This is a genomic window from Grimontia marina, assembly GCF_900060185.1.
In the GTDB taxonomy this organism is placed as follows: Bacteria; Pseudomonadota; Gammaproteobacteria; order Enterobacterales; family Vibrionaceae; genus Enterovibrio; species Enterovibrio marinus.
In genome coordinates this window covers 110,849-123,338 of sequence record NZ_FIZY01000004.1, presented here as the reverse complement: position 1 = coordinate 123,338, position 12,490 = coordinate 110,849, and the positions used below count along the sequence as shown (strand labels likewise).

At 48.8% G+C, this 12,490-nt stretch carries 11 protein-coding genes; 7 read left to right on the top strand and 4 right to left on the bottom strand.

Annotation, left to right across the window (positions count from 1 at the left end; all coding sequences use genetic code 11):
- Positions 1-14: 14 nt before the first annotated feature.
- The 4 genes from rsmE to metK all read right to left on the bottom strand — a co-directional run bounded on the left by rsmE (position 15) and on the right by metK (position 3,380).
- On the bottom strand, positions 15-746 hold the full coding sequence (gene rsmE, locus GMA8713_RS03675; protein ID WP_062705808.1) for a 16S rRNA (uracil(1498)-N(3))-methyltransferase: 732 nt from the start codon (positions 744-746) through the stop codon (positions 15-17).
- 75 nt (positions 747-821) lie between these two features.
- A complete protein-coding gene (locus GMA8713_RS03670) occupies positions 822-1,514 on the bottom strand; it encodes an endonuclease (RefSeq protein ID WP_084387645.1) in 693 nt (230 codons plus the stop codon).
- 130 nt (positions 1,515-1,644) lie between these two features.
- Entirely contained in the window at positions 1,645-2,136 is a 492-nt protein-coding gene (locus GMA8713_RS03665; RefSeq protein ID WP_062705898.1) for a SprT family zinc-dependent metalloprotease, read from the bottom strand.
- 89 nt (positions 2,137-2,225) lie between these two features.
- The gene (gene metK, locus GMA8713_RS03660; protein WP_046304348.1) at positions 2,226-3,380 is read right to left on the bottom strand and encodes a methionine adenosyltransferase; all 1,155 of its coding nucleotides are present in this window, start codon (positions 3,378-3,380) and stop codon (positions 2,226-2,228) included.
- A gap of 386 nt (positions 3,381-3,766) precedes the next feature.
- On the opposite strand from metK, the gene tkt reads away from it, so the two are divergent.
- The 7 genes from tkt (at position 3,767) to gcvH (ending at position 12,475) form a co-directional block, all read left to right on the top strand.
- Entirely contained in the window at positions 3,767-5,764 is a 1,998-nt protein-coding gene (gene tkt / locus GMA8713_RS03655) for a transketolase (protein ID WP_062705801.1), read from the top strand.
- A gap of 171 nt (positions 5,765-5,935) precedes the next feature.
- A complete protein-coding gene (epd, locus tag GMA8713_RS03650) occupies positions 5,936-6,964 on the top strand; it encodes an erythrose-4-phosphate dehydrogenase (protein WP_062705798.1) in 1,029 nt (342 codons plus the stop codon).
- 70 nt (positions 6,965-7,034) lie between these two features.
- Positions 7,035-8,198: a phosphoglycerate kinase gene (locus GMA8713_RS03645; protein ID WP_062705795.1), complete on the top strand. Its 1,164-nt coding sequence runs from the start codon at positions 7,035-7,037 to the stop codon at positions 8,196-8,198.
- Between the two features lie 220 nt (positions 8,199-8,418).
- The gene (fbaA, locus tag GMA8713_RS03640) at positions 8,419-9,495 is read left to right on the top strand and encodes a class II fructose-bisphosphate aldolase (protein ID WP_002537501.1); all 1,077 of its coding nucleotides are present in this window, start codon (positions 8,419-8,421) and stop codon (positions 9,493-9,495) included.
- A 357-nt stretch (positions 9,496-9,852) separates the two neighbouring features.
- Positions 9,853-10,749, top strand: a complete 897-nt coding sequence (gene mscS / locus GMA8713_RS03635) for a small-conductance mechanosensitive channel MscS (RefSeq protein WP_062705792.1) — start codon at positions 9,853-9,855, stop codon at positions 10,747-10,749.
- Positions 10,750-10,993: 244 nt separating this feature from the next.
- The gene (gene mscS, locus GMA8713_RS03630) at positions 10,994-11,827 is read left to right on the top strand and encodes a small-conductance mechanosensitive channel MscS (protein WP_062705789.1); all 834 of its coding nucleotides are present in this window, start codon (positions 10,994-10,996) and stop codon (positions 11,825-11,827) included.
- A gap of 255 nt (positions 11,828-12,082) precedes the next feature.
- Complete coding sequence (gcvH, locus tag GMA8713_RS03625; RefSeq protein WP_062705787.1) at positions 12,083-12,475, top strand: glycine cleavage system protein GcvH; 393 nt, start codon at positions 12,083-12,085, stop codon at positions 12,473-12,475.
- Positions 12,476-12,490 lie beyond the last annotated feature (15 nt).

The window sequence follows — 12,490 nt, the reverse complement described above, 5'->3', positions numbered from 1 at the left end:
AACTGAGGTCGCCGTTAACCCAGATCGCCAAAGCGAACCTGCAGGGCAGTGATTGCCGTCAGTGCTGCGGTTTCAGTGCGCAGAACACGTGGCCCCAATAGTATTTCCTCAAACCCGAACTCGCGGGTTCGCTCAATTTCTTCTGATGACAGGCCGCCTTCAGGGCCAATCAGCAGTCGTACGCGGCTAACTGGCTCAGGTAGGGTATTGATTGAGTATTTTGCGCGTGGGTGAAGGTTCAGCTTCATCCCGTCGAATGTCTCCTGCATCCACCCATCCAGCGACATTACAGGGCGGATTTCCGGCACCACATTACGGCCACACTGCTCACAGGCTGCAATCGCGATCTTCTGCCATTGGTACAGCTTTTTGTCGAAACGTTCTGCATTGAGTTTCACACCACAACGTTCGGAGATCAGGGGGGTGATGACGTTGACGCCCAGTTCCACGGATTTCTGGATGGTGAATTCCATCTTGTCGCCGCGGCTGATGACCTGACCCAAGTGCAAATCCAGCGGTGATTCGATGCTGCGTTCCACACGCTCAACAATGTCTACACTGACTGATTTTTTACCTGACTCGGCAATCACGGCAGGGAACTCTGCGCCGTGACCATCAAACAACAGTACTTCCTGACCTGTCTGCATACGAAGCACACGGCCGACGTGATTGGCTGCGTCTCCGCTCAGCGCAACACGGCCTGTGCCCGACAAGGATTCAGGATGAAAAATTCTTGGGATACGCATGGTGTTTTCATGAGTGAATAACAATAGGCAGCAGTGTATCACGCTGCTGCCTGTAGTCAGTAGTCCGGTGCCGAGTTATAGACCGGCCTTTTCGCAGGAAGCTTGCACAAAAGGATTGTGATTGCCTTGCTCGCGGGCGATGCGGCGGTCGCGCTCACACTCCCACTGGTTGACCGGATAGGTTTTGTCCCAGGCATCCATCAGCTTTTTCTGAGCGGATGCTAAACGAAAATCATACTGCTTGTTCATGTACTTATAAATACGAGCAATCGCACCACGACTCTCTGCAGGCGGTTCAAAAACGCGTTGCTTGAAGTTCACTTTGGCCGAGCACTGGCCGTAGAAAGCACCGTCGTTGCCATTCCATTGTGAGAAGCGGAAGTTAGAGCGGTCGCCGTTCACTTCACCAATGGCTGGTACAAGGTTGTGCAGGTCAGCTTCCATCAGTTTGAAAGAGACATCATTGCGGGTGCAGTTCTTGCGTCCACCTTCTTGCCAGCATTGGCGCTGGTGGCCAAATTGCCAAGCTGGAACCACATGCTCCCATTCAATACGGTTGGCACGCTTTTCCTGTTTGCGGACCTGATAGCCGCACTCTGAAAAATCGGGCACACCTTTTTTACCCTGCCATTCAATGTCACAGCCACAGTAAAATGAAGTGGGGTAGTCCTGATAAATTTTTTGCGCGATACGTTTGGCTTTACTGAAGGATTGCGGATGCTCAGCCGCTGACGTCATTGAGGGGATCAGCAGTGCTGAAAGCAGCATCAAAAATGTTCTCATGATGTGTTTAGCGCTCAGCGTTGGAATTATGTAGTTTGATTATTACAGACTATTGCGAGATAAATCTCACTAAATTAGTGTTAATTGAATAGTTTGTTGATAAGTGCAATATTGCTTATGCAGATTGCGAGGTGAAGGTGAGAGGTTGTTTGCAACGACGGCAAACGTATTGAACCTGGTCGCGCTGAACCTTGTTGTGACGTCGCACAGAAAGCTCAATGTGGTCGCAGGCACACTGGTAGGTAAAGGTTTTACCTTGAACAGAGCTGATATCAAAGTTATGTGTGGTTTTTGGGGCGACACCAAACACCTGTGACATCACCGACTGCCACTCTTTGCCGTGTGGCCGCACTTTTCCAAAACGGGCATAGACAATCAGATGACTGATTTCATGAGGCACCACTTCGTCAAAAAACGCCTGAATGTTTTCTTCCAGCAATACCGGGTTAAACCTGAGTTGCCAGCGTTGAAGCAATGCCATTCCTGCCGTTTTCCCACGAATATCAAACCGAATGGCAGGCACAGCAAAGTCACTCCCAAGCTGTTTGTTAGCCTGAGTGATGCATTCGCTGACGCGCTGGGTAAGACGATAGTGGAGTTCGTTCATATTCGGCGGTTTGGATTCCAGAGCCGACAGGGTAGGGAACAGAAACAAAAAAGGGAAGCCTGAGCTTCCCTTTTGCATGCAGATTGCGATTACTTGATTTGAGCGAAATCGCGCAGTGCTGCCACTTTGTCGGTCTTTTCCCAAGGGAACTCTTCTCGACCGAAGTGACCGTAAGCTGCTGTCTTCTTATAGATAGGTTGCAGCAGGTCCAGCATTTCCTGTAGGCCGTAAGGGCGTAAGTCGAAGTGCTGGCGAACTGCTTCAATGATGATGTCGTGAGACACTTTCTCGGTACCGAAGGTTTCCACCATGATAGACGTTGGATCAGCAACACCGATAGCGTAAGACAGCTGGATTTCACAGCGGTCTGCCATGCCTGCAGCAACGATGTTCTTTGCTACGTAGCGCGCTGCGTATGCCGCTGAACGGTCAACTTTTGATGGATCTTTACCCGAGAATGCACCGCCACCGTGACGAGCAGCGCCGCCATAGGTATCAACGATGATCTTACGACCAGTCAGACCACAGTCACCCATTGGGCCACCGATAACGAAACGGCCAGTTGGGTTGATGAAGAAGTTGGTGTCTTTGTTCAGCCACTCTGCAGGCAGTACTGGCTTGATAATCTCTTCCATTACCGCTTCGCGCAGGTCTGGCGTAGAGATGCTGTCACAGTGCTGGGTGGACAGAACAACCGCATCAATGCCCACGATCTTACCTTGGTCGTACTGGAAGGTAACCTGAGATTTAGCATCCGGACGTAGCCAAGGCAGCGTGCCGTTCTTGCGAACTTCTGCCTGACGTTGAACCAAACGGTGAGAGTATGTGATTGGTGCTGGCATCAATACATCAGTTTCGTTACATGCGTAACCGAACATGATGCCTTGGTCGCCTGCGCCCTGCTCTTTAGGGTCAGTTTTATCAACGCCTTGGTTGATGTCTGGTGACTGTTTACCGATGGTGTTCAGAACTGCACATGAATCCGCGTCAAAACCCATATCTGAGTGTACGTAGCCGATTTCACGAACGGTTTCGCGGGTCAGCTCTTCGATATCAACCCATGCTGATGTCGTGATTTCACCACCAACCATCACCATGCCGGTTTTCACGTAAGTCTCACAGGCTACGCGTGCTTTTGGATCCTGTTCCAGAATCGCGTCAAGAACGGCGTCTGAAATCTGGTCTGCGATTTTGTCTGGATGACCTTCTGACACTGACTCAGAAGTAAACAGGTGTTTAGCCATGTCTTTTCCCTAGCAATAATAAATTTGGTTGATACCGAATATCTGTTTGCACAAGCACCTTTGGTCTTTTGACCGTATAAAGGTATAGATGCTTTGCCATCTGGACGTCTATTCTACGCAGAGAACCGTATAAATCAACCTCACAAATTGTACGCGTAAATAAGTAAACGATTGCGCCTGTAATCTATTGGTTACAGATAGATGCAGAACTTATGCGTGATTAAGCAACAGAATCCCTTAAAATCAGCCATGTAAAACGTTTGCAGAGCTGCCAGTCTCTTGCGACAATATCTGCCCGCCGAATTCAGCAATCTGGCCACTTTTGTTAACAAGTATTGTGCCGGATTGCTTATAACTCAAAACCTCTAATGATCTCAGGAGTAGACATGTCTTCTCGCAAGGTTTTAGCCAACGCGATCCGTGCCCTCAGCATGGACGGTGTACAACAAGCCAACTCTGGTCACCCAGGTGCCCCAATGGGCATGGCGGACATCGCCGAAGTCCTTTGGCGCGACCACATGAACCACAACCCAAAAAACCCTGAGTGGGCAGACCGCGACCGCTTCGTGCTGTCAAATGGTCACGGCTCTATGCTGATCTACTCTCTACTGCACCTGACCGGTTACGACCTGTCTATCGACGATCTGAAAAACTTCCGCCAGCTGCACTCTAAAACCCCAGGCCACCCAGAATACGGTTACGCGCCAGGCGTAGAAACCACGACAGGTCCTCTGGGTCAAGGCATCACCAACGCTGTGGGTATGGCGATTGCTGAAAAAGCACTGGCTGCTCAGTTCAACCGTGAAGGCCACGACATCGTTGACCACAACACTTATGCGTTCCTGGGTGACGGCTGTCTGATGGAAGGTATCTCTCACGAAGCATGTTCGCTGGCAGGCACCCTGGGTCTGGGCAAACTGATCGCGTTCTGGGATGACAACGGTATTTCTATCGACGGTCACGTTGAAGGCTGGTTCACTGATGACACACCTAAGCGTTTCGAATCTTACGGCTGGCATGTTATCCCAGCAGTAGACGGTCACGACGCAAACGCGATTAACGCAGCCATTGAAGAGGCGAAAGCAGAAACCGGTCGCCCTACCTTGATTTGTACCAAAACCATCATCGGTTTCGGTTCACCAAACAAAGCAGGCTCTCATGACTGTCACGGTGCTCCACTGGGCGCAGACGAAATCAAAGCCGCACGTGAGTTCCTGGGTTGGGAACACCCTGCGTTTGAAATCCCAGCTGACGTCTACGGTCAGTGGGACGCGAAAGAAGCAGGCGCTGCAAAAGAAGCAGCTTGGAACGAGAAGCTGGCTGCGTACGAAGCTGCACACCCAGAGCTGGCGGCAGAGTTCAAACGCCGTGTAAACGGTGACCTTCCAGCTGAGTGGGAAGAAAAAGCCAACCAAATCATTGCCGACCTGCAAGCGAACCCAGCGAATATTGCGTCACGTAAAGCGTCGCAAAACGCGCTGGAAGCGTTCGGTGCAATGCTGCCTGAATTCATGGGTGGCTCAGCTGACCTTGCGCCGTCAAACCTGACCATGTGGTCTGGCTCAAAAGCCCTGACCGGTGAAGATGCGTCTGGCAGCTACATCCACTACGGTGTGCGTGAGTTCGGTATGACCGCGATCATCAACGGTATCGCCCTGCACGGCGGTTTCGTTCCTTACGGTGCGACCTTCCTGATGTTCATGGAATATGCACGTAACGCGATGCGCATGGCGGCACTGATGAAAGTGCAGAACATCCAGGTTTACACCCACGATTCAATCGGTCTGGGTGAAGACGGCCCAACACACCAGCCGGTTGAGCAAATCGCTTCCCTGCGCCTGACGCCAAACATGAGTACATGGCGTCCGTGTGATCAGGTAGAATCGGCAGTGGCGTGGAAACTGGCGATTGAGCGTAAAGATGGTCCAACGTCGCTCATCTTCTCGCGTCAGAACCTGGCTCAACAAGAGCGTAACGCTGAGCAAGTGGCAAACATCGCCAAGGGTGGTTACATCCTGAAAGATTGCATTGGCACTCCTGAACTCATTCTGATTGCGACCGGTTCAGAGGTTGAATTGGCGGTTGAAGCAAGCACTGAACTGTCAGCGCAGGGTTTCAATGTTCGTGTGGTTTCTATCCCATCAACTGACGTGTTCGACAAGCAAGATGCGGCTTACCGTGAAGCGGTACTGCCATCAGACGTGACAGCACGTGTGGCTATCGAAGCGGGCATTGCGGACTTCTGGTACAAGTACGTGGGCTTTGATGGTCGTATCATCGGCATGCACACCTTCGGTGAATCTGCACCGGCAGGTGAGCTGTTCAAGATGTTTGGTTTCACCGCTGAAAATGTGGTCGAAACAGCAAAAGAACTGCTGGCTTAAGCACCTAATCAATACTGAAAACCCGGCCAACTGGCGGGTTTTTTCTTTCCGGTTCTTTATCCAATCCTTAAGAAACATTGATGAGAGACCAGTCACATTCTGCGTGCGAATTTCACGTGCTTGAGATAGACTGTCAGCCGCATTTCATTAACGACACAGATCAGCAGGGATATGGCATTACGCGTCGCAATTAATGGATTTGGCCGCATCGGCCGTAGCGTGCTCCGCGCGCTGTATGAAAGTGACAAACGCGATCAGATAGAAGTGGTTGCGGTGAACGAACTGGCTGAGCCTGATGCCATGGCGCATCTACTTCAGTATGACTCCAGTCATGGCCGCTTTTTCAAGAAAGTGACCAACAGTCAGGAGTCTCTGTTTGTTGGCGACGACAAAATCCGCATTCTGCACCTTAGTGACATCAATCTACTCCCTTGGCGAGATCTGGACATCGACATCGTGCTCGACTGTACGGGTGTGTTTGGCAACCGTGAACACGGTCAGGCGCATTTGGACGCCGGTGCCAAGAAAGTGCTGTTCTCCCATCCAGGCAGTAACGACCTGGATAACACCATCATCTTTGGTGTGAATGAAGAAACCCTCAAACCGACGGATCGCATTGTTTCCAATGGTTCCTGTACCACCAACTGTATTGTGCCTGTAATTAAGGTATTGGATGAGCAGTTTAGGATTGAGTCAGGCACCATCACCACGATTCACTCTTCCATGAACGACCAGCAGGTGATCGACGCTTATCACCCAGATCTGCGACGCACACGCGCTGCCAGTCAGTCTATTATTCCGGTCGACACTAAATTACATTTAGGAATTGGAAGAATCTTTCCGAAATTTTCTGACAAATTTGAAGCGATTTCGGTTAGAGTGCCAACAATTAACGTCACAGCAATGGATTTGAGTGTTACTGTTCACACAAAAGTGAAAGTTAATGACGTAAATCAATCACTCGAGGAGGCCGCTCGGTGTACATTGAACGGCATCGTCGACTATACCGAGGCACCACTTGTCTCGATAGACTTTAACCATGATCCCCACAGCGCCATTGTGGATGGTTCGCAGACACGAGTTAGTAATCATCATCTGATAAAAATGTTGATTTGGTGCGACAACGAATGGGGATTTGCCAACCGGATGCTGGATACAGCGTTGGCCATGGCAACAGTTACCAGTGGCTCGAAGGCTTGAGCCACGGCTTTCCGAAGTAAAGAAAGCCACAGCAAATTTTTGATTTTTGCAACTTAGAGAGAGGACGAAAATGTCTGTAATCAAAATGACCGATCTGGATCTGGCTGGCAAACGCGTATTTATCCGTGCCGATCTGAACGTACCAGTAAAAGACGGTAAAGTGACTTCTGACGCGCGTATTCTGGCGTCTCTGCCAACCATCAAACACTGCCTGGAAGCTGGCGCGAAAGTGATGGTTACTTCTCACCTGGGTCGTCCGACCGAAGGCGAGTACGCTGAAGAATTCTCTCTGCAGCCTGTTGTTAACTACCTGAACGACGCACTGGATTGTGACGTTAAACTGGCAAAAGACTACCTGGACGGCCTGGAGCTGAACGCAGGTGAGCTGGTTGTTCTGGAAAACGTACGTTTCAACAAAGGCGAGAAGAAAAACGAAGACGAACTGTCTAAGAAATACGCTGCACTGTGTGACGTGTTCGTGATGGACGCGTTCGGTACTGCTCACCGTGCACAAGCATCAACCTACGGTGTTGGTGTGTTCGCTCCAATCGCATGTGCAGGTCCTCTGCTGGCAAACGAACTGGAAGCACTGGGCAAAGCAATGGACAACCCTGCGCGCCCAATGGTGGCAATCGTTGGTGGTTCTAAAGTTTCTACCAAACTGACTGTTCTGGAATCTCTGTCTAAAATCGCTGACCAATTGGTTGTTGGTGGTGGTATCGCAAACACCTTCATCGCAGCAGCAGGCCACAACGTAGGTAAGTCTCTGTACGAAGCTGACCTGGTTGATACTGCTAAGAAGCTGATGGACGAGTGTGCGATTCCAGTAGCGACTGACGTTGCATGTGCAAAAGCATTCGACGAGAACGCAGAAGCAGTAATCAAGCACGTTTCTGAAGTTCAGGACGACGACATGATCTTCGACCTGGGTCCAGACTCAACACAAGCGCTGGCTGAAATCCTGAAGAATGCAAAAACCATTCTGTGGAACGGCCCAGTAGGCGTATTTGAATTCAAGAACTTCGAAGCAGGTACTAAAGGTATCTCTGAAGCGATTGCGGCTTCTGAAGGTTTCTCTGTTGCAGGTGGTGGTGACACGCTGGCAGCTATCGACCAGTTCGGTATCAAAGCTGACGTTTCTTACATCTCTACCGGTGGCGGCGCATTCCTTGAGTTCGTTGAAGGTAAAGTACTACCTGCAGTAGAAATGCTGGAAACTCGCGCGAAAGCGTAATGATTAACGGGGGTTACTGCCCCCGTTTTTTATGCATCTTTGATAATTTTGTAATCATTTGAATGTATATCTAAACGCAAAAAATAATGTGTTTAGAATCACGTTTGGGTACAATGCGCAGCACTGTTCGCAAACGTTTGCCGAATTGAAACAAGTCGGTAGGAAACATCGGCTTGGATAGGATTTCACTCAAGACAACAGAGTAAATAGGACTATTGTTATGTCTAAAGTTTTTGATTTCGTAAAACCTGGCGTTATCTCTGGTGACGACGTTCAGAAAGTGTTTGAAATTGCTAAAGAGCACAAGTTTGCTCTTCCAGCGGTAAACGTAGTAAACACTGACTCTATCAACTCAGTACTGGAAGCTGCTGCAAAAGTTAAAGCACCGGTTGTTGTTCAGTTCTCTAACGGCGGCGCTGCGTTCTTCGCAGGTAAAGGCCTGAAGCTGGAAGGTCAGGAATCACAAATCAAAGGCGCAGTAGCGGGTGCTAAATACGTTCATGCTATTGCTGAATCTTACGGTGTGCCAGTTATCCTGCACACTGACCACGCAGCTAAGAAATTGCTGCCATGGATTGACGGTCTGCTGGCTGCAGGTGAAGAGCACTTCGCGGCAACTGGTAAGCCACTGTTCTCTTCTCACATGATTGACCTGTCAGAAGAATCTCTGGAAGAAAACATCGAAATCTGTGCGGAGTACCTGGCTCGCATGGAAAAGATGAACATGACTCTGGAAATCGAACTGGGTTGTACTGGTGGTGAAGAAGACGGCGTAGACAACTCTCACATGGACGCGTCTGAGCTGTACACTTCTCCAGAAGACGTTGCATACGCATACGAGAAACTGAACGCTATCAGCCACCGTTTCACTATCGCTGCGTCTTTCGGTAACGTACACGGCGTTTACAAGCCAGGTAACGTTGTTCTGACTCCAACCATCCTGCGCGATTCTCAAGCATACTGTGCAGAGAAATTCGGTATTGCACCTAACGCGCTGAACTTCGTATTCCATGGTGGTTCTGGTTCTTCTCAAGCAGAAATCGAAGAGTCTATCTCTTACGGCGTTATCAAAATGAACATCGACACTGATACTCAGTGGGCGACTTGGGATGGTATCCGTCAGTACGAAGCGAAAAACCACGATTACCTGCAAGGTCAAATCGGTAACCCAACTGGCGAAGACGCACCTAACAAGAAATACTACGACCCACGCGTATGGCTGCGTGCTGGTCAAGAAGGTATGGTTGCGCGTCTTGAGCAAGCGTTCAAAGATCTTAACGCGATCGACGTACTGTAATTTAAGTTTTATTTAAAAAATTTAATTACAAATCGTAATGAAACCCGCTAAATTTAGCGGGTTTTTTTATGGCTGTTATTCAACCCGATTGATATTGGCCATCTTCCCTAGCCACCTCAAGAGATAGAAAGCCGAAGATTGGCTTTTAACGTATTGAGGTGGTTTGGTTTTTTTATGCCAATCACAGTAGGTAGGTGATCAGAAATAGCGCAGGAAAAATGCTCGAGAACAAGGCGGAAAATTTCGATAAGTATTTATTCTACAATCAAATTTTTCAACGCAGTTATCGAGTGTTTTAACAAGCTAGGATGAGCAGATATTTACTACGATTGGTATTAGCCTTTGTGAGAGATACAAATGACTGAGCAAAACGCTGTCGAGTCTGTTGAACAAACAGCAACTGAAGCGATGAACTGGCTGGTTTCCAACCAGGAGTTGATGATCCAATACGCAATGAACGTAGTGACTGCACTGCTTATCCTGTTCGTCGGTAACTGGGTCGTGAAGAAAGTGGCAGGTTCTGTCGCTACAGTATTGAAAAAGCGCGAGCTTGACCAAACGGTTGTCGATTTTATCGAGAACATGGTTCGCTATGTGATGTTCGCGATTGTGCTGATTGCAGCATTGGGTCGTGTAGGTGTTGAAACCGCCTCTATTGTAGCGGTAATTGGTGCGGCGGGTCTGGCCATCGGCCTGGCACTGCAAGGTTCATTGTCAAACTTTGCTGCCGGGGTGCTGATCGTGACTTTCCGTCCGTTCAAATCTGGTGACTATGTAGAAGTGGGTGGTGTAGCTGGCTCTGTTGCGTCTATCCAGATCTTCTCTACAGTACTGACGACCCCAGACAACAAAATGGTAGTGGTTCCTAACGGCACTGTTATTTCTAGCCCAATCACCAACTACTCACGCCATGCGACCCGTCGTATCGATTTCATTATTGGTGTGTCTTACAAGGCTGATCTGCAGAAGACTAAAGAAGTACTGACCCGCATCGTGAAAGCGGACGAGCGCGTACTGCAAGATCCTGAACCAACTATCGGTGTTCATGCGCTGATGGACTCTTCAGTTAACTTCGTTGTGCGCCCGTGGGTAAAAACAGAAGATTACTGGTCAACCTACTTTGACCTGATGCAGGCCATCAAAGAAGGTCTGGACGCAGAAGGTATTGAAATTCCATTTCCGCAAATGGATGTTCATTACCACGCAGCAATGGCAAAAGCCGCTGCTCCAGAAGAAGAGAAGCAAGTGGCTTAAGCGCCTGGCGGCTCAAACTTAATGCTGAAACCCCGTCTGACGACGGGTTTTTTATGCATATGGTCTCATTAATACACCAAAAAAACAGTGTTTTCGTTTTAAATTTGAGACACTTTCTGTTGCTGCTTAAACTGTAAACTCTGCTCTGATTTTATCCGAGCAGTTTCGTCAGGAATTTGTTGTACCGTCCTGTGGAACCCTAGGAAAAAGCTAAACACGGCATAAGAATACCAAGGAAAACGCAATGGAAAATGCTACTAACGAAGCGATGAGCTGGTTCAATGGCAACCAGGATCTACTGCTTCAATACGGTGTGAACATCATCTCCGCTCTCCTCATCCTCATTATCGGTAATTGGGTTGTCAAAGCCATTGCCAATGGTGTTGCCAAAGTTATGCGCAAGAAAGAACTCGACGATACGGTTGTCGGTTTTGTGCATACTTTTGTCCGTTACCTGCTGTTTGTTATCGTACTTATCGCAGCCTTGGGTCGCCTTGGCGTGCAAACCGCTTCTGTGGTTGCGGTTATCGGTGCAGCCGGTCTGGCAGTTGGTCTAGCACTGCAAGGTTCACTTTCTAACTTCGCCGCTGGTGTACTGATTGTTGCATTCCGCCCATTCAAGTCCGGCGATTATGTAGAAGTCGCTAGCGTTTCCGGCTCTGTAGATTCCATCCAGATTTTTTCTACCGTTCTGAAAACACCGGACAACAAAATGGTTGTCGTACCAAACGGCGCAATCATTTCTAGCCCCATCACTAACTATTCTAAACATGACACTCGTCGTATCGATCTCGTTATAGGTGTGTCATACAGTGCTAATTTGCAAAAAACCAAGCAGGTGTTGGCAGATGTACTGGCGAGAGAAACCCGTTTGTTGACCACCCCCGAACCAACAATCGGAGTGGTTGAACTGGCAGACTCTTCTGTGAACCTGGTGGTTCGTCCTTGGGTTCGTACAGCAGATTACTGGGCAGTTTACTTTGACCTCTTACAAGCGATAAAAGAAGCGCTGGATGCAGAAGGCATCGAAATTCCATTCCCACAAATGGATGTGCACCTGAACAAAGTCGATGGCTAGCGCCTGACAAATCCTTCAGAAAAACGCCAATGGCTGAAAGGTCGTTGGCGTTTTTTTGTTATAAGGTTGTTTTGGGGACTAAGGCAATCCATCAGCGTTGCATTGAGCAAGGCTTGATCGAGTTAAAACTATTGCTTTTAGTGTGGTGATTTTTCTTGCGAAGTGTTCAAGGCTTTCCTAATTTGCGTATCTAACACCATGTGCTATCCCTATTTGTTGATCAACAAATATACGTATTGAGAAGGAATCTGATTTATGAGCAATATCCCATCTGAGCTGAAATTCACGACTTCCCACGAGTGGGTGAGACCAGAAGGTGACGATGTGTATACCGTAGGTATTTCCGACCATGCACAGGCTTTGCTGGGTGATATGGTGTTTGTTGATTTACCCGATGTGGGTGATACAGTCGATGCAGGTGACGATTGTGCAGTAGCAGAATCCGTGAAAGCTGCGTCAGATATCTACACACCGTTGACTGGCGAAATTGTTGCTGTTAACGAAGATTTGGAAGGTTCGCCAGAGTTGGTTAACAGCGATCCTTACGGTGATGGCTGGTTGTTCCAAATCCGTATCAGTGATTCTGCGGAAATTGACGAGCTGTTGGATGCCGAAGCATATCAGGACTCTATCGAGGAAGATGAATAACCCTCCCTTGCTCTG